Annotated in this window: 20 protein-coding genes and 1 other RNA gene; 16 read left to right on the forward strand and 5 right to left on the reverse strand. The window is 72.9% G+C overall.

Going from position 1 to position 26,682, the window contains the following annotated elements; translation table 11 throughout:
* The first annotated feature begins 118 nt into the window (after window positions 1-118).
* Window positions 119-1,204, forward strand: a complete 1,086-nt coding sequence (locus BM430_RS09490; RefSeq protein ID WP_177302993.1) for a lytic transglycosylase domain-containing protein — start codon at window positions 119-121, stop codon at window positions 1,202-1,204.
* Between the two features lie 3 nt (window positions 1,205-1,207).
* Here the strand turns inward: BM430_RS09490 and BM430_RS09495 are convergent, their stop codons facing one another.
* On the reverse strand, window positions 1,208-2,041 hold the full coding sequence (locus tag BM430_RS09495; RefSeq protein ID WP_093567010.1) for a beta-keto acid cleavage family enzyme: 834 nt from the start codon (window positions 2,039-2,041) through the stop codon (window positions 1,208-1,210).
* Window positions 2,042-2,172: 131 nt separating this feature from the next.
* Window positions 2,173-2,988, reverse strand: coding sequence for a thioredoxin domain-containing protein (locus BM430_RS09500; RefSeq protein WP_177302994.1), 816 nt, complete (start codon window positions 2,986-2,988; stop codon window positions 2,173-2,175).
* Between the two features lie 109 nt (window positions 2,989-3,097).
* On the opposite strand from BM430_RS09500, the gene BM430_RS09505 reads away from it, so the two are divergent.
* The 8 genes from BM430_RS09505 to BM430_RS09540 all read left to right on the forward strand — a co-directional run bounded on the left by BM430_RS09505 (window position 3,098) and on the right by BM430_RS09540 (window position 13,285).
* A complete protein-coding gene (locus BM430_RS09505; RefSeq protein WP_093567011.1) occupies window positions 3,098-3,727 on the forward strand; it encodes a pyridoxamine 5'-phosphate oxidase family protein in 630 nt (209 codons plus the stop codon).
* Window positions 3,728-3,860: 133 nt separating this feature from the next.
* Window positions 3,861-4,232 carry a response regulator gene (locus BM430_RS09510; RefSeq protein WP_093567012.1) on the forward strand — a complete coding sequence of 124 codons (372 nt, stop codon included), beginning with the start codon at window positions 3,861-3,863 and terminating at the stop codon, window positions 4,230-4,232.
* A gap of 113 nt (window positions 4,233-4,345) precedes the next feature.
* Window positions 4,346-5,089, forward strand: coding sequence for a YoaK family protein (locus BM430_RS09515; protein ID WP_093567013.1), 744 nt, complete (start codon window positions 4,346-4,348; stop codon window positions 5,087-5,089).
* 389 nt (window positions 5,090-5,478) lie between these two features.
* Window positions 5,479-6,168 (forward strand): response regulator transcription factor, encoded by a 690-nt coding sequence (locus tag BM430_RS09520; RefSeq protein ID WP_093567116.1) that lies wholly within the window; start codon window positions 5,479-5,481, stop codon window positions 6,166-6,168.
* Window positions 6,165-7,652, forward strand: a complete 1,488-nt coding sequence (locus BM430_RS09525; RefSeq protein ID WP_093567014.1) for a HAMP domain-containing sensor histidine kinase — start codon at window positions 6,165-6,167, stop codon at window positions 7,650-7,652. Before BM430_RS09520 ends, BM430_RS09525 begins: the two co-directional genes overlap by 4 nt.
* Window positions 7,649-10,549 carry a bifunctional [glutamine synthetase] adenylyltransferase/[glutamine synthetase]-adenylyl-L-tyrosine phosphorylase gene (locus BM430_RS09530; RefSeq protein WP_093567015.1) on the forward strand — a complete coding sequence of 967 codons (2,901 nt, stop codon included), beginning with the start codon at window positions 7,649-7,651 and terminating at the stop codon, window positions 10,547-10,549. Before BM430_RS09525 ends, BM430_RS09530 begins: the two co-directional genes overlap by 4 nt.
* Before the next feature lie 488 nt (window positions 10,550-11,037).
* Complete coding sequence (locus BM430_RS09535; protein ID WP_093567117.1) at window positions 11,038-12,663, forward strand: methyl-accepting chemotaxis protein; 1,626 nt, start codon at window positions 11,038-11,040, stop codon at window positions 12,661-12,663.
* 130 nt (window positions 12,664-12,793) lie between these two features.
* Window positions 12,794-13,285: a DUF1203 domain-containing protein gene (locus BM430_RS09540; protein ID WP_093567016.1), complete on the forward strand. Its 492-nt coding sequence runs from the start codon at window positions 12,794-12,796 to the stop codon at window positions 13,283-13,285.
* A gap of 22 nt (window positions 13,286-13,307) precedes the next feature.
* Here the strand turns inward: BM430_RS09540 and BM430_RS09545 are convergent, their stop codons facing one another.
* Together BM430_RS09545 and pepN are read right to left on the reverse strand one after the other, a co-directional pair.
* Window positions 13,308-15,665: a PAS domain-containing sensor histidine kinase gene (locus BM430_RS09545; RefSeq protein ID WP_093567017.1), complete on the reverse strand. Its 2,358-nt coding sequence runs from the start codon at window positions 15,663-15,665 to the stop codon at window positions 13,308-13,310.
* Between the two features lie 199 nt (window positions 15,666-15,864).
* The gene (gene pepN / locus BM430_RS09550) at window positions 15,865-18,522 is read right to left on the reverse strand and encodes an aminopeptidase N (RefSeq protein ID WP_093567018.1); all 2,658 of its coding nucleotides are present in this window, start codon (window positions 18,520-18,522) and stop codon (window positions 15,865-15,867) included.
* Between the two features lie 196 nt (window positions 18,523-18,718).
* On the opposite strand from pepN, the gene gloA reads away from it, so the two are divergent.
* Window positions 18,719-19,159 carry a lactoylglutathione lyase gene (gloA, locus tag BM430_RS09555; RefSeq protein WP_093567019.1) on the forward strand — a complete coding sequence of 147 codons (441 nt, stop codon included), beginning with the start codon at window positions 18,719-18,721 and terminating at the stop codon, window positions 19,157-19,159.
* A 46-nt stretch (window positions 19,160-19,205) separates the two neighbouring features.
* On the opposite strand, the gene BM430_RS34630 is transcribed toward gloA, so the two are convergent.
* Window positions 19,206-19,376 carry a hypothetical protein gene (locus BM430_RS34630; RefSeq protein WP_164712196.1) on the reverse strand — a complete coding sequence of 57 codons (171 nt, stop codon included), beginning with the start codon at window positions 19,374-19,376 and terminating at the stop codon, window positions 19,206-19,208.
* Window positions 19,377-19,503: 127 nt separating this feature from the next.
* Between BM430_RS34630 and rnpB the strand changes: the two genes are divergently transcribed.
* From rnpB to BM430_RS09585, 6 genes are all read left to right on the forward strand, one after another.
* An RNA gene (gene rnpB, locus BM430_RS09560) (RNase P RNA component class A) lies at window positions 19,504-19,937 on the forward strand.
* Between the two features lie 461 nt (window positions 19,938-20,398).
* Window positions 20,399-21,418 (forward strand): 16S rRNA (cytosine(1402)-N(4))-methyltransferase RsmH, encoded by a 1,020-nt coding sequence (gene rsmH / locus BM430_RS09565; protein WP_093567020.1) that lies wholly within the window; start codon window positions 20,399-20,401, stop codon window positions 21,416-21,418.
* A complete protein-coding gene (locus tag BM430_RS09570) occupies window positions 21,415-21,864 on the forward strand; it encodes a cell division protein FtsL (protein ID WP_093567021.1) in 450 nt (149 codons plus the stop codon). The genes rsmH and BM430_RS09570 overlap by 4 nt, the downstream gene beginning before the upstream one ends.
* A 153-nt stretch (window positions 21,865-22,017) precedes the next feature.
* Complete coding sequence (locus BM430_RS09575) at window positions 22,018-23,748, forward strand: peptidoglycan D,D-transpeptidase FtsI family protein (protein WP_244539416.1); 1,731 nt, start codon at window positions 22,018-22,020, stop codon at window positions 23,746-23,748.
* Window positions 23,745-25,202, forward strand: a complete 1,458-nt coding sequence (locus tag BM430_RS09580) for a UDP-N-acetylmuramoyl-L-alanyl-D-glutamate--2,6-diaminopimelate ligase (protein ID WP_093567022.1) — start codon at window positions 23,745-23,747, stop codon at window positions 25,200-25,202. Before BM430_RS09575 ends, BM430_RS09580 begins: the two co-directional genes overlap by 4 nt.
* Window positions 25,199-26,659, forward strand: coding sequence for a UDP-N-acetylmuramoylalanyl-D-glutamyl-2,6-diaminopimelate--D-alanyl-D-alanine ligase (locus tag BM430_RS09585; protein ID WP_093567023.1), 1,461 nt, complete (start codon window positions 25,199-25,201; stop codon window positions 26,657-26,659). The genes BM430_RS09580 and BM430_RS09585 overlap by 4 nt, the downstream gene beginning before the upstream one ends.
* Window positions 26,660-26,682 lie beyond the last annotated feature (23 nt).

Here is a 26,682-nt window from a genome sequence, read left to right on the forward strand (position 1 = left end):
AACGGCCAAGTTCGGCCCCGGAACGGCCAAGTCTCTTTCCCGCCGCATTTGAACCGGAGCAGGATGGGGCCTCCCCGTCGGTGCGGTCCGCGCACCGGCCCCCTCCAGCAGGTCCTGCATGCGCAAGCGCCTCCTCATCGCCGTCGCCGTCGCGGCGCCGCTCCCCGCCACGGCGCAGGTGAGCCCCGTCCGCGACAACATCGACGCGCTGATCGAGGCGCACGCCAAGGCCAACGGCGTCCCGGCGAGCTTCATCCACCGGGTGGTGAAGCGGGAGAGCGGCTACAACCCCCGCGCGGTCGGCCGCGGCGGGGCGATGGGCCTGATGCAGATCAAGCACGGCACCGCCCGGGCGCTGGGCTATAGCGGCTCGCCCGCTGGCCTGCTCGATGCCAGGATCAACCTGACCTACGGCGTCGCCTACCTCGCCGGCGCTTACAAGACCGCGCACGGCAACGAGGCCCAGGCCTACAGCTACTACGCCCGCGGCTATTACTACGCCGCCAAGCGCGCGGGCATCCGCACCGACGTGGCCGAACTCGAGGCGCCGCCGGTCCGCGAGCAGCCCGCCAACCCGCTCAACAAGTTCCTCGGCAGCGTCTTCGGCGCCCGCCAGACGGCGACGACCGCCACCGCCTCCGCCGACCCGTCGGTCGCCGCCCTGGCGGGCGCCTACGCCCAGCAGGCCGCCGCGCAGCCATACGCCCTGCCGACCCCCACCGCGCAGCCACAGCCGGTGATGGCCCAGCCGGCCCAAGCTCCGGTCCAAGCTCCGGTCCAGATGGCGTTGGCGCAGGAGCCGTCGGCTCAGGCCGCCGCCGAGCCGACGGTCACCGTGCCGCTGCCGCCGGTCCGCCCGGCCGCCCTGGCGTTCCACGCCGCCCCGGCCCCCGCCGCCGGCCAGGCCCTCGCCTATGCGGGCAGCGGCAGCACCCTGGCGTTCCCGACCTCCGGCCAGACGGTCAGCCTCGCGGCGACGCCCGCCGCCGCCTCTCCCGCGCCGGCCACCGCACCGGCCGCGGCGACCACCGTCGCCGCCCTGGAGCCGGCCGCCGCGCCGGCCGAGCCCGAGGCCGGCCCCAAAATGCCGCTGCCGCCGCGCCGCCCGGTCGAGTTCCGCCACTTCGTCGTGCGCAAACCCGCGCCCCCGGTGCCCCAGACCGCCGCGGCGGCGCCGGAGCCGGCCGCCGCGGTCAGCCAGTAGGTCTCACACTTCCCCGACGAACAGGGCCCGCGCCTGCGCGGGCGACGCGACGGCGATCCCGACCGCGCGGGCCAGGGCCGCGAGGCCGGCCACCTGCGCGGGGTTGTCCGGCGCCAGGCTGCCGTCCGGCCGCCAGAGGTTGTTCTCGAACCCGACCCGGGCATGCCCCCCGAGCGTCGCCGCGGCGACGAGGCAGGCCGCTTCCCGCGGCCCGAAGGCGCAGAGCGCCCAGGGCAGGTCGAGGTGATGCTCGGAATTCCAGGCGCCCAGGAACGGCAGCAGGTCGGCGGGGTCCGAGCGCTGGCCGACGGCGTAGCGGCCGAGCACGAACAGGACGCTCGCCCGGTCGAGCGGAATTAGCCCCCGCGCCACCAGGCCCTGGAAGCGGGTGACGTCGCCCGCATCGTACAGGATGTGCTGCACCATCACCCCGGCCCGGGCCTGCTCGGCGAGGAAGGCGGCCGCGGCAGCCTCGTCCTCCGGCTCGGCGAAGAGCTCGCGCAGGGCGACCGAGAACGCCTCGGGCTTCAGCGCCCGCATCGCCGCCATCTGCTCGGCCGGGCTGTAGAGGCCGACCGCCTCGGTGGTGACCTGGCAGATCATCTCCGGCCCGGCCTCCCGCCGCACCGCGGCGAGCGCCGCCCGGTAGCGGTCGAGGTCGAGGGTGTGGCGCTGTTCGGCGTCCCGCACGTGCAGGTGAATCATCGCGGCGCCGGCCTCGCGGCAGCGGGCGGCGTCCAGGCCGATCTCGCGCGGGTCGATCGGCAGGGCGGGATGGTCGGCCTTGGTGCGGCGGGCGCCGTTCGGCGCCACGGTGATGACGAGGGGAATGGCCATCTGTCTCTCGGTTCCGTGGGGCGGCCGCCAGAATTACGATGCGCCCGCCCCCCGCGACGCAGGGGGCAGTCTGCACCACCCGCCGGCCGGCGCCCATGGGCGATCGCGGTCGTCGTTAAGCCGGGGTTACGTCAGGCGTCCGGCATCCGGCGCGAGCGCCGGTGCAGCACCAGCACCAGGCCGGCGATGCCCGCGACCGTGACGATTCCGGAGGCCGCGAGGATGCGGCGGATCAGCGGCGTGTAGACCCCGGTCTGCGGATCGTAGCCGTAGCAGAGCAGAACCAGCCGGTCGGCGAGGCCGCCGACCCGGCCGTCCCCGGCCTCGACCAGGGCGAGGCGCAGGTCGCGGGCGGTCATCGCCAGCGGCGACAGCGCCCGGGCGACCCGGCCGTCGCCGGTCAGCACCAAGGCGCCGGCCGGATGGGCGTAGGAGTCGGTGTCGCGGTCGTACGCATAGGCGTAGCCGACCGCCCGCGTCACCGCCCCGACCGGTCCCGGCGAGCCGGTGAGCACGACGGCGCCGGAAAGGAGCTGTCCCGGCCCGAGCTGCTCGGCCACCATGGCGCGGGCGGTGGCGGCGTCGGCGCGCGGATTGATGCCGAGCGTCACCAGCCGGTAATCGGTGCCCGGCGCGAGCCCGGTGGCGGCGAGCGCCGTGCCGGCGACGGCGAGCATTGGGTCGCAGACGTTGCGGCAGGCATAGTCGAGGGGCATCAGCAGGGAGGGGCGCCCGGCGAGCGCCTCGCGAAGCGTCAGGCGCCGTCCGTCGGCACTGTCCGTGAAGGCGGCGTCGAGGGGCGCCCGCGCCCCGGGCGGCGGCGCCAGCCCGACGCCCGAGAGATCCTTGGGCGTCAGCCCCGCCGCGGCCGGCTGGGCGAGAAGGGCGAGGAGCGCCGCGAGGCCGAGGCGGGCCGGCGTGATGCCGAGGACTCTCATCGCTTGCATGGCCCGCCTTGCACCGCCCGCCCGGAACCCGCACCCTTGCCGGAAAGATAGGGCGGCCGCGCGGGTCACGGCCGCGACGGACCTTACGCCGCAGCGGGAGACGGGCGACATGAGTGGACACACGAGCGACGACGAAATTCGTGACGCGGCCGCCTTGCGCGGCCATATGGGCCCGGTCAGCCGCCTGGCCGAGGGCAAGGTGCAGGCCCGGCTCGACCGGCATGCCCGCGCCTTCATCGCGCTCTCGCCGTTCCTGGTGGTCGCCACCGCGGATGCGGAGGGCCGCGCCGATGCGAGCCCGCGGGGCGACGCGCCGGGCTTCGTCCAGGTGGTCGACGACGTCACCCTGCTGATCCCGGACCGGCGCGGCAACAACCGCGCCGACAGTTTCGGCAACCTGCTGGCCGCGCCCGGCATCGGCCTGATCTTCCTCGTGCCCGGCCTGACCGAGACCCTGCGGGTCAACGGCACCGCCCGCCTCACCACGGATCCGGCCCTGCTCGCGCCGCTCGCCGCCCAGGGCAAGGTGCCGACCACCGGGCTCGTGGTCACGGTGCGCGAGGCCTTCTTCCATTGCGGCAAGGCGGTGATGCGGGCCCGGCTCTGGGACCCGGCGGCGCAGGTTCCGCGCGAGAGCTTCCCGAGCCTCGGCCGCGTGCTCGCCGAGCAGACCGGCGCCATCGGCGTCGCCGAGGCCGAGCAGCTGATGGAGGAATCCTACAGGACGCGGCTCTACTGAGTTCTTCACGTCCTGGTTGTCCACAGTGAGCCGCGGCCCGAAAGTTGCGGTCGCCGCGGAACCCGCCGGCTGTGATAGTGTACCACCGGACGGTGCCCGTGCGGGGCGCGCCGCCCGAGGCGAGGATCATCCGATGACAGGACAGGAGAAGCCCGATCGCCTTCGGGTTCTCGTGGTCGAGGACGAGTACTTCATCGCCGACGACATTTCGCGCGCCCTGATCCGGCACGGGGCCGAGGTGGTCGGCCCGGTGCCGACGGTGCAGCAGGCGCGGGCCCTGCTGGATTCGCAAGCCCTCGACCTCGCGGTCCTCGACATCAACCTGCGGGGTGAACTCGTCTACCCCCTGGTCGCCGAGCTGAGCCGGCGCGGCGTGCCGATGGTCTTCGCCACCGGCTACGACGCCGCGGCGATCCCGGCCGATTACGAGGCGATTCCCTCCTGGTCGAAGCCCTTCGACTACAACGCGCTCGCCGGCGTGCTGCCCGCCCTGCGACGCACCTGACGCAAATGTTCTGACGCAGGTGTTCTGACGCACCGCAGCGGAACCGTCACGCTGCGACCCTGTTCTGCATCGGAGCGTCGTCTGCCCCGACGGCAGCACAGGAGAGAGGCTGAATGGCAGCAGAGAAGGAAACGAAGGCCTTTCCGGCCGCGGCGAAGACCAGGGTTCCGTTCGCGCTGGCCCTGTCGGCGCTGGCCGGCTGCGCCGACGCGATCGGCTTCCTCGAATTCTCGCAGCTGTTCATGTCGTTCATGAGCGGCAACACCACCCGCCTCGGCGCCGCGGTCAGCCTGGGCGACTGGGGCAACGTCACCCGGGTCGGCAGCACCATCGCGCTGTTCTGCTTCGGCGCCTTCCTCGGCACGCTGCTCGCCGCCGCCGTCGGCTACTGGCGGCTCGCGGTGCTGCTCGGCCTCCAGGCGGCCCTGCTCTGCGTCGGCCTCGCCATGCCGCGCGGGCCAGAGGAGTTCCCGATCCACGCCTACCCCATCGTGCTGGCGCTCGGCATGCAGAACGCCGTCCTCCAGGACGAGGAGGGGCGCAGCCTCGCGCTCACCTACGTCACCGGCGCGGTGGTGCGCTTCGGCACCGGGCTCGCCAACCTGCTGCTCGGCCATCCCTCGCCGTCCTTCTGGATCCAGGCGCCGCTCTGGGCCGCCCTGACCCTCGGGGCGATCACCGGCGGCGTCCTGCACGGCTTCTTCGGCGAGCGCGCCTTCCTGGTCCCGGCGGTCGTCGCGGCGGTCCTGGCGGTGATCGCCCTGGTGATGACCCTCGTCCACGGCGACGGGCCGCTCGTCTCCGGCACCAAGTCGCCGGCGCCGGACGCCGCCGCGACGGCCCCGCCGGTGGTGTGATGAGAGCCGGAGCGGGAGCCCCGCTCCGGCAAAGATTACGCACAGTTCATGGACCGGAGACACCGGCGTAAGCCGGCGGCGCCCATAACGGCAGGGTCGCCGGAACGCGGCGTCGCCCCATCCCCCCGGGCGCCGCCGCGCTTCAAGGCCCCGAGGGCCGAGGCGCCGGGTCATCATCGTCGCCCCCCAGACGACCCGGTGCAGCGTGCCACGGCAGGCCGAGCCCCCCGCTCGGCCTGCCGACCCCCCGGCGGCGAGGCCCGGCATGCCGCGTTTCCTCCCCCCAATCAGCGCGGCATGCCGGGCGGGGCCCGCCCCGGGTTCGAAGGGCGCCAGGATCCCGGATCGGAAACTCCCGCGCGCCGGGGATCTGCCCTAGAATGCCCGACATGCGCCTGCTCATCATCGAGGACGACCGCGAGGCGTCCAGCTACCTCTCCAAGGCCTTTCGCGAGGCCGGCCACGTCGCCGACACCGCCGATGACGGGCTCGACGGCTACGCGCTGGCGCGCGAGGGCGCCTACGACGTGCTGGTGGTCGACCGCATGCTGCCGAAGCTCGACGGCCTGTCGCTGATCCGCTCGCTGCGCGAGCAGGGCGTCGAGACGCCGGTGCTGATCCTGTCCGCGCTCGGCCAGGTCGACGACCGGGTGAAGGGCCTCAAAGCCGGCGGCGACGACTACCTGCCGAAGCCCTACGCCTTCTCCGAGCTGATGGCGCGGATCGAGGTGCTGGCGCGCCGGCGCGGCGGCGGCGCGGCCGCGGAGGCGACGACCTACCGCGTCGGCGACCTCGAGCTCGACCGGCTGTCGCACCGGGTCACCCGGGCCGGCCAGGAGATCCCGCTCCAGCCGCGGGAATTCCGCCTGCTCGAATACCTGATGCGCCATGCCGGCCAGGTCGTCACCCGCACGATGCTGCTGGAACACGTCTGGGACTACCATTTCGACCCGCAGACCAACGTCATCGACGTCCACGTCTCGCGCCTGCGCGCCAAGGTCGACAAGGGCTTCGAGCGCCCGATGATCCACACCGTCCGGGGAGCCGGCTACATGGTCCGCGCCGGCGGCGAGGCGTGAGCGCCCGGAACACCGGCCCCCATGGGCAAGGCACCTTCGGATCGGGGGCGCCGGACGGCGTGCTGGCCCGCCTCGGCGCGCTGTTCCGCACCACGGCGTTCAAGCTCTCGCTCGCCTATCTCCTGGTCTTCGCCGCCTTCGCGTTCTTCGCCCTCGGCTACGTCGCCTGGAACGCCCGGCGGGTCCTCGACGACCAGATCGTCTCGACCATCGAGGCCGAGATCAACGGCCTGTCGGACCAGTACGCGTCGGGCGGCATCCGCCGGCTCGTGAGCGTGGTCGAGCGTCGCTCGCGCGAGCCCGGCGCCTCGCTCTACCTCGTCACCACGCCGGCGGGCGAGCACGTCGCCGGCAACGTCGAGGCGCTGCCGCCCGGCGTGCTCAACGAGCCGGGCCAGACCGAGACGGCCTATGGCCGCAGCACCGACGGCGACCGCCTCGATCACCGGGCGATCGTGCGCATCTTCACCCTGCCGGGGGGCTTCCGCCTGCTCGTCGGCCGCGACGTCGAGGAGCGCGACCGCCTCCGCGCCGTGATCGGGCGCGCCTTCGCCTGGTCGCTGATGCTGGTCGTGGGCCTCGGCTTCCTCGGCAGCTGGTTCATCGCCCAGCGCGTCCTCAAGCGCGTCGACCACATGACCGAGATCACCCGCGGCATCATGGCGGGCGACCTCGACGGGAGGCTGACGCTCGCCGGCACCGGCGACGAGCTCGACCGGCTGGCGAGCAACCTCAACGCCATGCTCGACCGCATCGGCGAGTTGATGCGCGGCATGCGCGAGGTCTCGGACAACATCGCCCACGACCTCAAGACCCCGCTCACCCGCCTGCGCAACAAGGCCGACGCGGCGCTCCGCGAAGGCAACGACCCGGATTCCTTGCGGGCGGCACTCGAGGCCAACATCGAGGAGAGCGACAACCTGATCCGGGTGTTCAACGCGCTCCTAATGATCGCCCGGCTCGAGGCCGGCAATGCCCGCGAGGGATTGGCCGAATTCGACGCCGGGGCGGTCGCCCTCGAGGTCGCGGAGCTGTACGAAGCGGTGGCGGAGGAGCGCGGCATCGCGGTGCAGGCCGAGGTCGAGGACGGCCTGGTGCTGCACGGCAGCCGCGAGCTGATCGGACAGGCGATGGCGAACCTGATCGACAACGCCCTGAAATACGGGCAGAAAACCGCGGATCCGGCCTCCGGGCCGGTGGTCCGCGTCGCGGCGCGGCGGGAGGAGGGCAGCGTGGTGCTCACCGTCGCCGACCAGGGCGAGGGCATCCCGGAGGCCGAGCGCGGCCGGGTGCTGGAGCGCTTCGTGCGGCTCGAGACCGCCCGCACCCGTCCCGGCTTCGGGTTGGGCCTGAGCCTCGTCAACGCCGTCGCCCGCCTGCACCAGGGCACGTTCACGCTCGACGACAACGCGCCGGGCCTGCGCGCGACCTTACGCCTGCCGGCCCCGCCGCGCGAGCCGGCCGCCCGGGAGGTCGCCGCGTGACCGGCCTTTCCGCCCGCCTGACCCGGGCGCCCCGCCTCGCCGAGCCGGAGCGGGCGCGAGACCGCCTCGCCGACCTCCTGGCCGAGGCGCCCGACCTCGCGCCCCTCCTGGGCGACGGCGGCCCGGCCCGGGACCTCCTCCTCGGCCTCGCCGACCATTCGCCGTTCCTGTGGGGCCTGGCCGCCCGCGACCCCGCCCGGCTCGCCGACCTGCTGGAGCGGTCGCCGGAGGAATCCAACGCCGCGATCCTGGCCGACCAGCGCGGAGCGGGCTTGGCCGGCGGCGACGTCGCCAAACGCCTTCGCCGCAACCGCGCCGCCCACGCGCTGCTGGTGGCGCTCACTGACATCGGCGGGGTCTGGTCCCTGGAGCAGGTCACGGCGGCGCTCTCCGATTTCGCCGACGCCTCGGTGAGTGCCGCCGTCGACGCGGCCCTCGTCCAGGCCGCCGGCACCGGCCGCTTCCTGCCCCCCGACCCGACGAACCCGCAAGCCGGATCGGGCCTGATCGTGCTCGGCATGGGCAAGCTCGGGGCCGGCGAGCTGAACTATTCGAGCGACGTCGACCTGATCGTGCTGTTCGATCCCGACGCCGCGCCCCTGCGCGAGGGCGTCGAGGCGACGCCGTTCTTCAGCCGGATCGCGCAGAGCATGGCGAAGCTGCTGCAGGAGCGCACCGCCGACGGCTACGTCCACCGGGTCGATTACCGGTTGCGGCCCGATCCCGGCTCGACCCCGACCGCCCTGTCGCTGCCCTCCGCCTACACCTATTACGAGACGGTGGGGCAGAACTGGGAGCGCGCCGCCTTCATCAAGGCGAGGCCGGTCGCCGGCGACACCACGCTCGCCGACGCCTTCCTCGCCGAGCTGCGGCCGTTCGTCTGGCGAAAATACTTCGATTTCGCCTCGATCGCCGACGTGCACGCGATGAAGCGGCAGATCCACGCCGTGCGCGGCCATGGCGCCATCGCGGTGGCGGGCCACGACATCAAGCTCGGGCGCGGCGGCATCCGCGAGGTCGAGTTCTTCGTCCAGACCCAGCAGCTGGTCTTCGGCGGTCGCCGCCCCTCCTTGCGCGGCCGGCGCACCCTGGAGATGCTGGCGGCCCTCCACGACGAGGGCTGGATCACCGCGGAGGCGCGCGACGAGCTCTCGGAGGCCTACCGCTTCCTGCGCACCGTCGAGCACCGGCTGCAGATGGTGGCCGACGAGCAGACCCAGCGCCTGCCGGAGGAGTCCTCGAAGCTCGGGCGCTTCGCCCGCTTCCTCGGCTATGCCGACGAGGCCGCCTTCGGCGAAGCGCTGACCGCCGAGGCGCGCCGGGTCCAGGGGCATTACGCGCTGCTGTTCGAGGCCGAGCCGGACCTCGCGGCGGAGGTCGGCGACCTCGTCTTCACCGGCGTCGAGGACGATCCCGAGACGCTCGCGACCTTGCGCCGCCTCGGTTTCCGGGCGCCGGAGCGGGCGACCGAGACGGTGCGGGGCTGGCATTTCGGCCGCCGCCCGGCGGTGACGAGCCCGCGCGCCCGCGAGGTGCTGACCGAGCTGGTGCCGGCCCTGATCCAGGCGCTCGCCGGCACCGCCGATCCCGACGGCGCGCTCGCCGCCCTCGACCGCGCCTTCGGGCGGATGCCGGCCGCGGTCGAGCTTCTCACCATCCTGCGCTCGCACGAGCGCCTGCGGCTGCTCTTCGCCGACCTCCTCGGCACCGTGCCGCGGCTCGCCGACACGGTGGCGTTCAGCCCGCACGTCCTCGACGCGGTGATCGACCCGGCCTTCGTGGCGCCGGTGACCGGGACGGAGGTGCTGGCCGAGCAGTTCCGTGCCGGCCTCGGCCGGCCCCGCGACTACGAGGACTTCCTCGACCGCAGCCGCGACGCCGCCCGCCAGCTGCGCTTCGTCACCGGCGCCCGGCTCCTCTCCGGCATCCTGCCGCCGTCTGGCGCCGGCCGGGCCTATGCGGGCATCGCCGAGGTCACCGTCGCGACGGCGCTCGGGGCGGTCCAGGCCGCCTTCGCCGAGGAGCACGGGAGCGTGCCGGGCGGGCGCTTCGCGGTGCTCGGCCTCGGGCGCCTCGGCTCGCGCCAGCTCACCGCCGATTCCGACCTCGACCTCGTGGTCCTGTATGATTTCGACCAGGATTCGCGCGAGAGCGACGGACACCGCCGCCTCGACGCGGCGGTCTACTACAACCGCCTGACCCAGCGCCTCGTCGCGGCGCTCACGGTGCCGACCCGGCGCGGCCGGCTCTACGAGGTGGACCTGCGCCTGCGGCCGAGCGGCGGCCAGGGGCCGATCGCCAACCAGTGGCAGCGCTTCTCGGCCTATTGGCGCGACGAGGCGGCCCTGTGGGAGCACATGGCGCTGACCCGGGCCCGGGCCATCGCGGGCGATGCCGGCCTGATGGCGGAGGCCGACGCCGCCGCCGCCTCGGTCCTGCGCCAGCCGCGCGACGCGGGCTTCGTCGCCGGCGAGGTGCGGGCGATGCGCGCGCTCGTCGCGCGCGAGAAGGGCGATCACGGCCCCCTCGACCTCAAGCTCGCCCCGGGCGGGCTCCTCGACCTCGACTTCCTCGCGCAGGCCCTGGTCCTGTCGCACGCGAGCGCGCATCCCGATCTCGTCGGCCTCGACGCGCCGGAGGTGCTGGAGCGCGCCGGCGCCCACGGCCTCGTCGACCGCGGGCTCGCTGTCCGCCTCGTCACCGCCTACCGGCTTCTCGACGACGTGCATCACTGGCAGCGCCTGATGGTCGAGGGCGAGTTCTCCCGGACGGCCCCGCCGGCGGCTCGGGCCCGCCTCGTCGCGGCCCTCGGCCAGCCCGACGAGACGGCGCTGACGGCGCAGCTCGCCGAGACCCGCGCGGGCGTGCGGGAGGCGTTCGAGGCGCTGCTGGGGTAGGCCGCTCCCGCTCGGCGCGGCCGACCACGCGGTGCGGGCCTCCGTCGAGGCGGGGCCTGCGCCGGCTAAGCTGCATGCGGGAAGCGGGCGAGCGCCGCGTATTTTCGAACGAGATCGGGCTCCGACAAGCGGAACGGTACGCGCAGCCGAGCGTTTTCGCCGTGTTCCGGAGCCGGCGCGGCGGTCTTGCCTGTCCGCCGCAGGCCCGTACCCATGCGCGTCGAGCGTCCAGTCGGCATCGATACTGACATAGGGTATCGGTTGTGGAGATCAGCTCATCGTGGGCTTGAGCACCCGTGCGCTGGCGGATATGGCTGCGACCTGCTGCGAATAGGCTGATTGCGGGACAAAAACTTGCGGATTTACGCAGGATTAAGGCGCTCGTTGTCTTATCTTGCTCATCACTAGCCTCCGCAGGGACCGGCCCCGTGCTCGCCAAGCTCAAGATTCTTCACAAGCTCACCGCTGCCGTTCTGCTGATCGCCGTCATGGTCGGCGGCTGCGTCTGGTACGCTCAAGGCCGCATGGCGGCGATCGACGACGCCTACAGCGTGTTCCTGGTCCGCGAGGGGCGGGCGCCGGCCAGCGCCAGCCTCCTCAACCGCACTCTCTACACCCTGAGCTACGCGACCTTCCGCATCATCGCCGAGACCGACGAGGCGCAGATGCGCCGCGCCAGCGCCGAGTTCGACGAGGCGCTCGCGGGGGTCAAGCCGGGGGTCGCGGCCCTGCGCGAGCGGGCGCCGACTTTCGCGGGCCGCATCGACACGATCGCCCGCGACCTCGAGGACCTGGCCGGCCGTCTGGCGAAGGTCCGCGACCTCGCCGTGGCGCAGCGCAACGCCGAGGCGCTCGACCTGTTCCGGCGCAGCGTCGATCCCGTCCTCGGCGGCCAGATCCAGGAAACGCGGAAGCTCGCCCTCGACATCCAGACTTACGTCTCGGCGAACTCGGACGACCTGACCGACCAGACCAACGCCACCCGCACCCGGCTGATGATCGTCAGCGGCCTCGGCCTCGTGCTCGGCCTCGCGGTGGTCGCCCTGGTGGCGGTGCTCGGCGTCACCCGGCCGATCGGCCGCCTCGTGCGCGTCCTCGAGCGCATGGCCCACGGCGAGATCGAGGCCGAGATCGCCGAGGCGCGCCGGGGCGACGAGATCGGCGCCATCGGCCGCGCGGTCGAGGGCATCAAGGCGATGGTGGCGCAGAAGGCGGCCGAGCAGGCCGAGGTCAAGCGGATCGCCGACGCCGCGGCGGCCGCGGAGCGCCGGCGCACCATGATGATGCTCGCGGACGGGTTCGAGCAGGCGGTGGGCGGCATCGTCGGGCTGGTCTCCTCGTCGGCCACCGAGCTGCAGGCGACAGCCGGGCAGATGACCGGCACGGCGACCGAGACGGCGAGCCAGTCCGCCGCGGTCGCGGCTGCGGCCGAGGAGGCCGCCTCCAACGTCGGCACCGTCGCGGCGGCGGCCGAGGAACTCGGCGCCTCGGTGGCCGAGATCGGCCGCCAGGTCGACGGCTCGGCCGGCCTCGCGCGGGCCGCCGTGACGGAGGCCGACCGGACCGGCGCCCGGGTGCGCGAGCTGAGCCAGACCGTCGGCCGGATCGGCGACGTCGCCGGCCTGATCTCGTCGATCGCCGCGCAGACCAACCTGCTGGCGCTGAACGCCACGATCGAGGCGGCCCGGGCCGGCGCCGCCGGCCGCGGCTTCGCGGTGGTCGCCGCCGAGGTGAAGGAGCTGGCGAGCCAGACCGCGCGGGCGACGGAGGAGATCGGCCAGCAGATCGCCGCGGTGCAGAGCGCCACCGGCGAGACGGTGGCGGCGATCACCGCCATCACCGAGCGGATCCGCGAGATCGACACCGTCACGGTGGCGATCGCCGCCGCGGTCGAGGAGCAGGGCGTCGCGACGCAGGAGATCGTCCGCAACGTCTCCCAGGCCGCGACCGGCACCGGCGAGGTCACCGGCAACATCGCCGGGGTGGCGGGCGCGGCGGAGGAGACGGGGGCGGCGGCGACCCAGGTGCTCGCCTCGGCCACCGAGCTGTCGCGCCAGTCCGAACATCTCGGCGCCGAGGTCGCGCGCTTCCTCGCCACGGTGCGGGCGGCCTGAACCGTCGAGGTCGTCGATGCAGCCCCGGGGGGCCCGCGCGGCGGGCGCCCGGGGCTCGCGATTCGGGCGCAAGAAGCGGGATGAAGCGCCGCCTCCCGGCCGCTTAAGGTCGATCGGAGGAGGACATCGCATGACCGCTTTCCGCTGCATCCCGGTTCCGACCGAGACCGCCGCCCGTTTCCGCGCCACCGGCACCGACGACCGCGGCAACCCCCTCCGGCGGATCGTCGCGACGCCGGGCGGCGCGTATCCCTGCCGGCACTGCCTGCGCCTCGCCGCGCCGGGGGAGACGGTGCTGCTCGGCTCCTACGACCTGCCGAAGCCGGCAGGGATCTACTGGACGCCGAGCCCGATCTTCCTGCACGCGGCCGACTGCCCCCGTGCCGAGATCGTGGACGAGGTCGCGCCGATCGTGCGAGCGAACCCGCTCGTCTCCGTGCGCGCCTATGACGGCGCGCACCAATGCCTCTACGATCTCGGCCAAGTCTGCGCCGGTGCGGAGGTGGATGCGCCGCTAGCGCGGGCGCTCGACGATCCGCGGACGGCCTTCGTCAACATCCACACGGCGCGGCCGGGATGCCTGCTGACGCTGGTCGAGCGGGTGTCCGACCGCGCGTCGTGATGCCTGCCGGCTCAGGCGCCGGTCACGCCCCGATCTCAGCCGCCGCGTCTTGCGCCGCGTCCTGCGCCTCGGCGGCGTCGTGGAGGCCGGGCCGCGGCAGGCGCACGAGCACGATCGTGCCGGTGCCCTCCTCGGAGCGGATGCGCAGCCCCCCGCCGTGGAGTTCGGCGAGCGAGCGGGCGATCGCCAGCCCGAGCCCGGAGCCCTTGTAGCTGCGGGCGAAGTTGGTCTCGACCTGCTCGAACGGGTAGCCGAGCTTCGGCAGGGCCGCCTTCGGGATGCCGATGCCGCTATCCTCGACGAAGATGTGCACCGAATCGAGGGCGCGCCGGGTGCGCACCGCGACCCGCCCGGCCTCGGGAGTGAACTTCACGGCGTTCTGCAGCAGGTTGACCAGGATCTGGTGCAGGGCGCGCTCGTCGGCCATCACCAGGGTGTCGGCGCTCATCTCGACGCTGACGGTCAGCCCCTTGGACCGGGCCGGATCGGCGATCAGCTTGAGGGCGCGCTCGAGGGCCTCGCTCACCGCCACCGGCTGCTTGGCGAGCTTCACACGGCGGGCGTCGATGCGCGACATGTCGAGGATGTCGTCGATTACCGACAAGAGGTAGTGGCCGCTCGAACGGATGTCGCGGCAATACTCGCGGTACTTCTCGGAACCGAGCGAGCCGAACACCTCGCTCTCCATCACCTCGGCGAAACCCAGGATGGCGTTCAGCGGCGTGCGCAGCTCGTGGCTCATATTGGCCAGGAACTCGGACTTGGAGCGGTTGGCGCTCTCGGCCTGGGCCTTCTGGTCGAGGTAGCGCTCGGCGAGGTCGGCGAGCTGCTGGGTCTGGATCTCGAGGGTCCGGCGCGAGCGCTTGAGGTCCGCGATGGTGGCGATGAGCTGGCGTTCCGATTCCACGAGCCGCTCCTGGTGCCGTTTCAGGGCCGTGATGTCGGTGCCGACCGAGACGTAGCCGCCGTCCTTGGTGCGGCGCTCGCTGATCTGCAGCCAGCGCCCGTCGGCGAGCTCGGCCTCGAAGGTGCGGGCGCCCGCTTCCGGGAACTCGCCGGCGGGGATCTCGCGCCGCACGGTCGGCAGGGCGGCGCGCCCCATGATGGCGTCGTAGCGCCGGCCCGGCTGCGCCTCGTCGGCGGTCAGGGCGTGCAGGCGCCGGAACTTCGAGTTGCACAGTACCAGGCGGTTCTGCGCGTCCCACAGCACGAAGGCCTCGGACACCGCCTCGACGGCGTCGCGCAGGCGCATGTCGGCGGTGGCGGTCGATTCGGCCAGCCGCCGCTGCTCCGAGATGTCGATGACGATGCCGACGAGGTGGCGGCCGTTATCCTCCAGGTCCTGCACGATCTCGGCCCGGGCCTTGAGCCAGACCCACTCGCCGCCGGCGGCGCGGATGCGGAACTCGTGGTCGACGGTGGTGTCGCGGGCGGCGAGCTGGCGGGCGAGCCCGTAGAGGTCGGTGTCGTCCGGATGGACCAGGGCGTTGACGTCGCCGAAGGAGAGGAATTCCTGCTCCCGGACGTAGCCGAGGAGCTGGTACATCGAATCCGACCAGTAGATCCGTCCGCGCGGGATGTCCCAGTCCCACAGGCCGCAGCGGCCCCGTCCCAGCGCGGTGTCGAGGCGCTGGCGCACCTGCTCGCAGACCCGGTCGACCGCCCGCGCCCGGTCGGCCTGGAGCGCGTAGGCGAGGCCGGTGCAGACCACCACCAGGGTCACGGCGCCGACCAGCACCGCGGCGATGCGCGCCCGCCCGGCCCAGAGGGCGGTGACCGAGTCGAGGGTCTGCACCACGGCGACCTGGGCGATCCCGGTCCCGCCCGGCACCGCCCGCACCGTCGCCAGCGCCCGCTCGCCGGTGCCGAGCACCACCGGCAGCACGCCGGCGCGCTCGCCCATGATGCCGAGCACCTGCACCTCGCCGACGAACTCGCCGAAATTGCGCGGCAGGCCGTGCTGCTCGGGCAGGGCCGCCAGGATCGCGTCGTCGGCGCCGATCAGCAGCACGCTGCGGCCGGCCGGCAGGCCGCCGGGGGGCAGGAGGCGCACCAGGCGCTCGCGCAGGGAGGTCGGCGCCATCGCCTCCGACGCGCCGGAGGACCGGGCGAGGGAGGCCGGCAGCGTGCCGGCCGTCAGGCGGGCGACGAGGTCGATGTCGCGCCGCGCGTCGGCGACGACCTCCTCGCGGTGGCCTGAGAGCTGCAGGGCGGTGACGGTGCCGAGGCAGAGGAGGAAGGCTGCCAGCATCGCCGGAACGGCGAACCGCAACCAGGATTCCGCGTGGGCGAGACGCTGGTGCGCGGCCTTCGAAGCCCGGCTGATCCCGAGGATCGTCGCGGCACGCGCAGAGAAGGGGGCGGGATCCGCCTCCAGCATACCCAAACCCCCAACGGAACAGAAAGACAGATGCCGCGGAGGTTCCCGGCTGGCCCCCGAATCGAGCTTCAATCTGGCATTTCCACAAGCATTTTGTCCAGCGTCTCGCGCCGTGGAAATGAAGTGTTAACCAGTGATCGAAACCTGCGCGTGGCGCGCACGCCACGCGATTCTACCAACGGCGACAGGCGCTTGTGCGCTATTTTACGGTTGCGAGCGATCGCCCGGCGATGTCGCTGACGTCGGGGGAGAGGCCCGGCGCCTCGGCCACGCGGCGCAGGGCGGCCTCGGCCCGCAGTCGGCGTCCGCTCTCGACCATACGCCAAGTATTGAAAGCAGTTAGCAGCCGCGCCGCGACTTGGGGATTTTTTTGGTCGAGGGCTAGCACCACCTCGGCGGTCAGGTCGTAGCCGGTTCCGTCGGGGCGGTGGAACTGCGTCGGATTGTTGAGGCTGAAGCTCGCGACCAGCGAGCGCACGCGATTCGGGTTGCCGAGCGAGAAGGCCGGATGCGCCATCAGCCGGCGGACCCGGTCGAGCGTGCCGGCCTCCGGGATCATCGCCTGCAGGGCGAACCACTTGTCGAGCACCAGGGGCTCGTGGCGGTAGGTGTCGGCGAAGCGGGCGAGCGCCGCCTCCCTCGCCTCGCCCGGCACCAGGCTCAAGGTCGCGAGCGCGGCGAGCCGGTCGGTCATGGTCGTGGCGGCGTCGAGCTGGGCGAGCGCCAGCGCGGTGCCGGCCTCCGGATCGGCGGCGCTCACGAGGTCGAGCGCGGCGTTGCGCAGGGCCCGGCGCCCGGCGCTGGCGGCGTCGGGGCTGAAGGGCGTGCCCGGCTCGTCGGCGAGCGCGTCGCGCAAGGCGAGGAGCCGGGGCCCGAGGTCGCGGCCGAGCTGCACCCGCAACGTCTGCCGTGCGCGCCAGATCGCGTCGGGATCGACCTCGGACTGAAGCGTCTGCGCCACCTCCTGCTCGCCCGGCAGCGTCAGGACCAGGGCGGCGAAGGCGGGATCGGCCAGGGCCTCGCCGCCGAGGAAGGTCGCGAGCGCCGCGGTGAGGCCGGCGCCCTCCGGCCCGGCCTCGGCGGCGAGGGGCGCGCCGGCCCTGGCGCGGGCGACCAGGACCTCCATGGCGAGGCTCTGGGCCGCCTGCCAGCGGTTGAAGGCGTCGGAATCGTGGGCAAGGAGGACCAACCGCTCGGCCCGGGTCAGGGCGTGATCGACCTTCACCGGGGCCGAGAAGCCGCGAAACAGCGACGGCACCGGCGTCGACGCGACATTCGCGAAGACGAGGTCGTCCTCCGCCGCCTCCAGGACGAACACGCCGTCCCGCACCCGCTCGGACGCGGCCGCGACCGGGCCGCCCTCCGGCGCGACGAGGCCGAGCACGACGGGGATCACCAGGGGACGCGGCGCGGCGCCCGCCGTCGCCTCGGTCGCGACCAGGGGCAGGCTCTGGCGGAAGGTCAGGGTGTAGGTCCGGGCGGCCGGATCGTAGGTCCCCGATACCGCCACGGTCGGCGTGCCGGCCTGCTCGTACCAGCGCGAGAAGGCGGCGAGGTCCCGCCCGCTCTCGGCCGCGAAGGCGTCGAGGAAATCCTCCACCGTGGCGGCCGTGCCGTCGCAGATGGAGAAGTAGCGGTCCATGCCGCGCCGAAACATCTCGGGGCCGAGCAGGGTGCGCAGCATCCGGACGATCTCGGCGCCCTTCTCGTAGACCGTCGCGGTGTAGAAGTTGTTGATCTCGCGATAGGCCTGCGGCCGCACCGGATGGGCCAGGGGACCGGCATCCTCCGGGAACTGGCGGGCGCGCAGCGTGCGCACCTCGGCGATGCGGTGGACCGGGCGCGAGCGCTCGTCTGAGGAGAATTCCTGATCGCGAAAAACCGTCAGGCCTTCCTTGAGGCAGAGCTGGAACCAGTCGCGGCAGGTCACCCGGTTGCCGGACCAGTTGTGGAAGTACTCGTGGGCGATGATCGCCTCGATGTTGGCGTAGTCCGCGTCGGTGGCGGTGTCGGGGCTCGCCAGCACGTACTTGTCGTTGAAGATGTTGAGGCCCTTGTTCTCCATCGCGCCCATGTTGAAGTCGGAGACCGCGACGACGTTGAAGACGTCGAGGTCGTAGGCGCGGCCGAAGGTGCGCTCGTCCCAGGCCATCGAGCGGGCGACGGCGTCGAGGGCGAAGTCCGCGCGGCCCTCCTTGCCGGGCTCGACGTAGACGGCGATCTCGACGTCCCGCCCCTCCATGGTGGTGAAGCGCGCGCCGACCCGGCCGAGGCGGCCGCCGACGAGGGCGAACAGGTAGGCGGGCTTCGGATGGGGGTCGTGCCAGACCGCGTAGTGACGGGTCAGGCCCACCTCGCCCGTCGCCACCGGATTGCCGTTGCCGAGGAGCACGGGAGCGTCGACCCGCTCGGCCTCGATCCGGGTGGTGTAGACCGCCATCACGTCGGGCCGGTCGAGGAAGTAGGTGATGCGCCGGAACCCGTCCGCCTCGCACTGGGTGCAGTAGACGCCGTTCGAGCGGTAGAGCCCCATCAGCTTGGTGTTGGCGCTCGGGTTCACCTGCGTCTCGATCTCGAGCACGAAGGGGCGCTGCGGCGGCTGGTGCAGGGTCAGCGCCCGGGGCGTGACCGCGATCGCCCCCGGGCCGGTCGGCTGCCCGTCGAGGGCGACGGCGAGCAGGGTCAGCTCGTCGCCGTCGAGGACGAGGGGCGCGCCGGGCTCGCCGGCGGGGTTGGGGCGGAGCGCCAGCGTCGCGGTGACCCGGGTCTCGGTCGGATGCAGGCGTACGTCGAGCTCGACGCGGTCGATCAGGTAGTCGCTCGGGCGGTAATCGGCGAGGCGGACGATCGACTGCATGGCGGGGGTCCTCGGCGGTCGCGCGGGCGGCGGAGGGATCCAGCCTTTGCACCGGCGCCGGCCGCAGCGCAACGCGGGATCGACGCGCGGACCCGGCGAGATCCCCGGGCCCTCCCCGCCGGCCGAGCGGCGCCCTAGCTACGACGCCGGATCCGGCGCCCGCCAGGGGCGCCCCGACAGACGAGGATGGAGCGCCATGGAATACCTGCACACGATGGTCCGCGTCGCCGACCTGGACAAGGCGCTCGACTTCTACTGCAACAAGTTCGGCCTCCAGGAGGTGCGCCGCACCGAGAGCGAGAAGGGCCGCTTCACCCTGGTCTTCCTGGCCGCCCCCGGCGACGCCGCGCGGGCCAAGGACACCAAGTCGCCGCTGCTCGAACTCACCTACAACTGGGATCCGGAGGAGTATACCGGCGGGCGCAACTTCGGCCACCTGGCCTATCAGGTCGACGACATCTACGCGACCTGCCAGAAGCTCCAGGATGCCGGCGTGACCATCAACCGCCCGCCGCGGGACGGCCACATGGCCTTCGTGCGCTCGCCCGACGGCATCTCGATCGAGATCCTGCAGAAGGGCGGAGCGAAGCCGCCGCAGGAGCCCTGGGCCTCGATGCAGAACACCGGCAGCTGGTGATGCATCGGCGGGCGGGCCGGACGAGGCCCGCCCCCCTTCGATATTCCTACGCCTCGGCCGCCGGGGTGAGGCCGAGCTCGGCCAGCTTGGCGTGGATCGCCGTGACCGGCCGCTTGAGCTTCAGGCTCATCACCGAGGCCGAGACGCCCTCGCGCGCCATGGCCTTGAGCTGCTGCACGGTCTCGAGCGTCCAGCCCGCCTCGATGTTCTCGCTCATCAGGGTTGCCTCCGTTCTCGCGGCCGCGTCGCGGCGGCCTTGAGACCGGCAGGTAGGGAGGAGGCGCGGCACGGCAACCCGGTCCCCCGTCTTGACGCGGGCGCTCCCGCATCGCACATCGGCGCCGTCAGCCGGCCGGGCGGCCGCTCCGGTCCTGTCAGCGGGTTCGCCCGTCCGCGGGATCGGGGAGGAAAGTCCGGGCTCCATGAAGAGACGGTGCCGGATAACGTCCGGCGGGGGCGACCCCAGGGACAGTGCCACAGAGAGCAGACCACCGCATGGCAGGTCCTTCGGGGCCTGTTGCGGCCAGGGTGAAAGGGTGCGGTAAGAGCGCACCGCGGACGCGGCAACGCGGACGGCACGGCAAACCCCACCGGGAGCAAAACCGAATAGGGGCGGCACGCGCGAGAAATCGCGCACGGCCTTCTTCAGGCCCGTCGCCCGGGTTGGTTGCTCGAGGCGGCCGGCAACGGCCGTCCCAGAGGAATGGCCGCCACGTCCGGGGGATCCTCGCGGATTTCCCGGGCCATACAGAACCCGGCTTACAGGCCGGCTGATACCCAATCTCCGAACATCCGGCCCAAGCCCGCCGCAGCTGAAAGCCGGCGGGCGCGACGCATCTCCGAGGTAGAGCCCGCGCCCGCGGGCAAACAGGTACGGCCACCTCGACTTTTCGGCGCGACGCGCGACCATCACAAGCCTTCGTTAACCTTGCTGGTCTCTGATTGCCGCGGGGCGGGTGCTGCCCGCCGCGTGTGCCCTCGCGTTGACGACCCCAGAGGCCCATGATACCCCGAGCCACCCCGTCCACGGCGATTCCAGCATCGGCGGCCGCACCCCGCGAGAGTGGGCGTGATGGTCGCGCGTCGGTGTCTGGCGTGGGCAAAGCGGCGCCCTGGCGCCGATCCCGGCCGGCCTCGGCCCGGCTCGCGCGGATACCGGAGCACCATGGATCGTCACGCCTCAAGGCGCGCCCGGCGCGCGGGATCGCCCGTCGTCCCGGTCGAGTCGGGGCGGCAGTCGTGAGCGAGGCCGCCCCCCACATCCCGGTCCTGCTGGACGAGGTCCTGGCCACCCTGCGCCTCGGCTCGGGGCCGGCGCGCGTCATCGACGGCACTTTCGGCGCCGGCGGCTACACCAGGGCGATCCTGGCGGCCGATCCGCAGAACCGCGTGCTCGCCATCGACCGCGACCCCACGGCCATCGCCGCCGGCCAGGCCCTGGTCGAGGCGCAAGGCGGGCGGCTGACCCTGGTCCAGGGGCGCTTCGGCGACCTCGACGCCATCGCGCGCGACCACGGATTCGCCGACGCCGACGGCGTCGTGCTCGATATCGGCGTGTCGTCGATGCAGCTCGACCAGGCCGAGCGCGGCTTCTCGTTCCGGTTCGACGGCCCCCTCGACATGCGCATGGAACGGGCGGGCGAGAGCGCGGCCGACCTCGTCAACGAGGCCTCCGAGGCGGCGCTCGCCGACGTGATCTACCATTACGGCGAGGAGCGCCGGGCCCGCGCGGTCGCCCGCGCGCTGATCGAGGCGCGCCGGCGCGGCCGCATCGAGACCACGGCGGCCCTGGCAGAGGTCGTCGCGGGCGTCGTGAGGGCGGAGCCCGGCAGCGGCATCCACCCGGCGACCCGGACCTTCCAGGCCCTGCGCATCGCGGTGAACGACGAGCTCGGCGAGCTGCAGCGGGCGCTCCACGCCGCCGAGCACACCCTGCGGCCGGGCGGCCGCCTCGCGGTGGTGACGTTCCACTCGCTCGAGGACCGCATCGTGAAGCAGTTCTTCTCCGCCCGCAGCGGCCGGGCGGTCGCGGCCTCGCGCCACCTGCCGATGGCGGCGCAGCCCGCCCCGCGCAGCTTCACGCTGGTGACCAAGGGCCCGGTCGCGGCCGGCGAGGCCGAGTGCCGGGCGAATCCCCGTTCCCGTTCGGCGAAGCTGCGCGCCGGCGAGCGGACCGACGCGCCCGCGCCGCCGCCGCTCACGGCGCTCGAGGCGCTCGCCTCCCTGCCCGAGACCCAGACCCGGGGAGGGCGCCGGTGATCCGCCTCCTGCACCTCGCGGCGATCGCCGGGCTGATCGCCTCGGCCATCTACGCCTACTCGATCAAGTACGACACGCTCTACCAGGCTGAGCAGGTCGCCAAGCTGAAGACCCGCCTGCGCAAGGAGCGCGACGCGATCGCGGTCCTGCGCGCCGAGTGGCAATTGCTCACGCGGCCGGACCGCCTCCAGGGCGCGGTCGACAAGTACCTGCAGCTCGAGCCGATCGGCACCAGCCATCTCGCGCGGCTCGCCGACCTGCCGGCCAAGGCCGATCGCGGCGACGAGATCGCCCGCAAGCTCGAGGCGCTCGGCCTCGGCGCCACGGCGACGCCCGCCGCCAAGGAGCGTGCGCCCTCCACCACCGCCGCCCGCAGCGAGGAGCCCCGCACCACCGGCTCCACCTCCACTCCCACCCGCACCGTCACCCCGACGGCCAAGAGGTAGGCGCCCGTGAACCAGGACCAGGACTTCCAGGCTCACGATCCCCGGACGGCCCAGATTGATCCCGCGGAGGCCGATGCCGCCGCGGTCGATCCGGCCCCCGCTTCCGTCGAGGAGCCCGCCGCGCCGGCCGCACCCCGGCGCAGCCTCGCGCAGGTGCTGCGCGGCGGCGTCCTGGCGATGTTCCGCTTGTCGGTGGAGCGCAGCGCCGCCCGCGTCGGCCTCGTCGGCCTCGTCTTCGGCGCGGTGTTCCTCGCCCTGATGGGCCGGCTCGCCAGCTTCGCCCTGGTGCCGGACGATCCGGGCACGGCCTCGGCCCGCCGGGCCGAGAACGCCGGCGCCACCCAGGTGCGGCCCGACATCATCGACCGTAACGGCGAGATCCTCGCCACCGACATCCGCACCGTCTCGGTCTTCGCCGAGCCGAAGAACATCTACGACAAGGACGAGGCGGTCGAGCTCCTCACCGCCGTCCTGCCGGAGATCAACGCCCGCGACCTGCGCGAAAAGCTGTCGTCGAAGAAGGGCTTCGTCTGGGTCAAGCGCGAGATCACCCCGCGCCAGCAGGCCGAGGTGCACCGCCTCGGCATCCCGGGCGTCGGCTTCCTGTCCGACCACAAGCGGGTCTACCCGAACGGCACCGCGGCGGCCCACATCCTCGGCGTGACCAACCTCGACAATGTCGGCATCGCCGGCATGGAGAAGTACATCGACCGCCAGGGCCTGCGCGACCTCAACAGCCTCGGCTTCGTCGAGAAGTCGGCCGACATGGCGCCGGTCCAGCTCTCGATCGACCTGCGCGCCCAGCACGCGGTGCGCGACGAGCTGGCCTGGGGCATGGAGCATTACCGCGCCAAGGCAGCGGCCGGCCTGATCCTCGACGTGACCACCGGCGAGGTGATCGCGCTCGCCTCGCTGCCGGATTTCGACCCGAACGAGCCGAAGGACGCGCTCGATCCCGACCGGATCAACCGGATGAATGTCGGCGTCTACGAGATGGGCTCGACCTTCAAGGCGATGACCCTCGCCATGGCGCTCGACTCCGGAAAGTTCAACGTCAACTCCACCTTCGACACCCGCGGCGGCGTGCTGCATTGGGGCCGGCAGAAGATCCACGAGTACCACGGCACCAACCGGGTCATCACGATGCCGGAGGTGTTCACGCACTCGTCCAACATCGGTTCGGCCAAGATGGCGCTCGGCATCGGCGTGCCCGGCCACAAGGCCTTCCTGAAGAAGATGGGCCTGCTCGACCGGATGCGCACCGAATTGCCGGAGAGCGCCGAGCCGATCGTCCCGCCGCGCTGGACCGAGATCAACACCATCACCATCGCGTTCGGCCACGGCCTCGCGGTCGCGCCGCTCCAGGCCTCCGCCGCGGTGGCGGCGATCGCGAATGGCGGCTTCCTGATGACGCCGACCTTCCTGAAGCGGAGCGAGGCCGAGGCGCGCGAGAAGGCGACGCAGGTGCTCGCGCCCCAGACCAGCGAGGCGATGCGCTACATCATGCGCCTCAACGCCACCGAGGGCTCGGCCAAGAAGGCGGCGATTCCGTACTACTATGTCGGCGGCAAGACCGGCACCGCCGAGAAGGTGATCCGCGGCCGCTACGTCAAGAACCGGCTGTTCACCACCTTCATGGCCGCGGCACCCATGGACAAGCCGAAATACCTGTTCGTCACCATCATGGACGAGCCGCAGGCGGTGGCGGCGGAATCCGGCTCCTACGCCACGGCGGCCTGGAACTCCGGCGTCGTCACCGGCCGGACGATCGCCCGCGTCGCCCCGATCCTCGGCCTGCCGCCGCAATTCGAGCCGCCGGTCAAGCCGTTCCCGCTGATGGTCAAGCTCGGCGCCTACCACGTCAACATGCTGGACGGACGATGAGCCTCACCCTCGGCGACCTCTTCCCGGAGGCCGGACCAGTCGCGGGCCTCCCCGTCACCGGCCTCACCGCCGACAGCCGCAAGGTCGAGCCCGGCTTCGTGTTCCTGGCGGTGCCCGGCACCGCCGCCGACGGCCGGCTCTTCGCCGCGAAGGCCGCCGCAGCCGGTGCCGTCGCGATGGTGGCCGAGGGCGACCGCCCGGCCGACCTGCCGGAGGGCGTCGCCTACATCGCCGTCGCGGATGCCCGCGTCGCCCTCGCCGCCGCGGCCGCCCGGCTGAATCCGGGCCAGCCCGGCACGGTCGTCGCCGTCACCGGCACCGCCGGCAAGAGCTCGGTGGCGGATTTCGTGCGCCAGATCTTCGGCCGTCTCGGCCGCGAGGCGGCGAGTCTCGGCACGCTCGGGGTCATCACGACGAGCGGCGCCGCCTACGGCTCGCTGACCACCCCCGACCCGATCACGCTGCACGAGACCCTCGGCCGGCTCGAGCGCGACGGCGTGACCGAACTCGCCATGGAGGCCTCCTCCCACGGCATCGAGCAGAGCCGCCTCGACGGGGTGCGCCTGACGGCGGCCGGCTTCACCAATCTCGGCCACGACCACCTCGATTATCACGGCACGCCGGAAGCCTACCTCCAGGCGAAGCTCCGCCTGTTCACGACCCTTCTGCCCGACGACGGCACGGCCATCGTCAACGCCGACGGCCCGCAGAGCGGGGCGGTGATCGCCGCCGTCTGTGAGCGCGGCCTGCGGCTCGTCACCACCGGCCGGGCGGGGGAGGGGATCCGCCTCGTCTCGGCCCGCACCGAGGGCTTCGCCCAGCGCCTCGCAATCGCGGCAGGCGGCGCGACCCATACCGTCGATCTTCCTCTCGTCGGGGCGTTCCAGGTCGAGAACGCCCTCGTCGCGGCCGGTCTCGTGCTCGCGACCCCGGCCGGCGCCGGGCGCGAATCCGAGGTCATCGCGGCGCTCGCGCATCTGACCGGCGTGCCGGGGCGGCTGGAGCGGATCGGCACGGTGCGGGACGCGCTCTGCATCGTCGACTACGCCCACAAGCCCGACGCGCTGGCCAACGTCCTCGATGCGCTGCGCGCCTTCACCACCGGGCGCCTCGTCTGCGTCGTCGGCTGCGGCGGCGACCGCGACCGGGCCAAGCGCCCGCTGATGGGCCGCATCGCGGCCGAGAAGGCCGACCGCGTCATCGTCACCGACGACAATCCCCGCAGCGAGGACCCGGCCTCGATCCGCGCGGCGATCCTGGCGGCGGCGCCCGGCGCCGAGGAGATCGCGGACCGCGCCGAGGCGATCCGGGCGGCCGTACGCGACCTTCGCGCCGGCGACGTGCTGGTCGTTGCCGGCAAAGGTCATGAAACCGGCCAGATCATCGGCGACCGGACGCTCCCCTTCTCCGACCGCGACGCGGTCCTGAGCGCGATCGAGGAGTCCCGCGCATGACCGAGCCCCTCTGGACCCTGGACGAGGCCGCCGCCGCCATGGGCGGCCGCGTCGTCGCCGACGCGTCTGCGCCGCAGGGTCTCTCCGGAATCTCGATCGATACCCGCACCCTGAAGGTCGCGGACCTGTTCTTCGCCATCCGCGGCGAGGCCCGCGACGGCCACGACTTCGTGCGCGACGCGCTGGCCCGCGGCGCCGGCGCCGCCGTGGTGGCCGAGGAGCGCGCGGCCGACCTCTCCGAGGCCGGCCCGCTGATCGCGGTGCCCGCGCAGGATGACGACGGGGTTCTGGCCGCCATGCGCGGCCTCGCCGCCGCGTCCCGTGCCCGCACGGGCGCGCGGATCCTCGCCGTCACCGGCTCGGTCGGCAAGACCGGCACCAAGGAGGCCCTGCGCCACGTGCTCGCCGCGCAAGGGAGCACCCACGCCTCGGTCGCCTCCTACAACAATCATTGGGGCGTGCCGCTCACGCTGAGCCGGATGCCGGCGTCGAGCGAGTTCGGGGTGTTCGAGGTCGGCATGAACCATGCCGGCGAGATCGCCCCCCTGACCCGCCTGGTACGGCCCGAGATCGCGATCGTCACCACGGTCGAGCCGGTCCATATCGAGCATTTCCGCTCGCTGTCGGGCATCGCCGACGCCAAGGGCGAGATCTTCTGCGGCCTCGAGCCCGGCGGCGTCGCGATCATCAACCGCGACAACCCGAATTTCGAGCGGCTGAAGGCCCACGCGCTCGCCTCCCGGGCCGGCCGGGTGGTGAGCTTCGGCGAGCACCGCGAGGCCGACGTGCGGGCCGAGCGCATCGTCATGCGCCCCGACCTGTCGATCGTCGACGTGCGGGCGATGGGCGTCGCCATCACCTACCAGCTCGGCACGCCGGGCCGGCACACGGCGCTGAACTCGCTCGCCGTCATCGCCGCCGTTCAGGCGCTCGGCGCCGACCTCGCGCTCGCCGCCCTGTCGCTGGCGCAGCTGCGCCCGCCGGCCGGGCGCGGTGCCCGCCACGTCCTCACCGTCGGCGACGGCGAGGCGCTCCTCGTCGACGAGAGCTACAACGCCAACCCGGCCTCGGTGCGGGCGGGCTTGAGCACGCTCGCCGGCGTCGAGACCGCGGGCCGGCGCATCGCGGTCCTCGGCGACATGATGGAGCTCGGGACCGACGCCCCCCGCCTGCACCGCGAACTGGCCGAAGCCGTCGAGGAACACGGCATCGACCTCGTCTTCACTGCCGGCCCCCTGATGCAGGAGCTGTTCGAGGCGCTGCCGACCGCGCGCCGGGCCGCCGCCCGCGCCTCCTCGGCCGAGCTGGTCGATCCGGTGCTCGCGGCCCTGCGGCCCGGCGACGCCGTGATGGTCAAGGGGTCGAACAGCACCCGCATGGGCCGCATCGTCGAGGCGCTGAAGGCCCGCTACGGCGAGCCTGCGGACCAGGATCTCGCCGTCGGCCGGTCCGGCTGAGCCAACCTTCAGGATTCTGTCGC

The sequence above is a fragment of the Methylobacterium sp. 174MFSha1.1 genome (assembly GCF_900116815.1).
Taxonomy (GTDB): Bacteria; Pseudomonadota; Alphaproteobacteria; order Rhizobiales; family Beijerinckiaceae; genus Methylobacterium.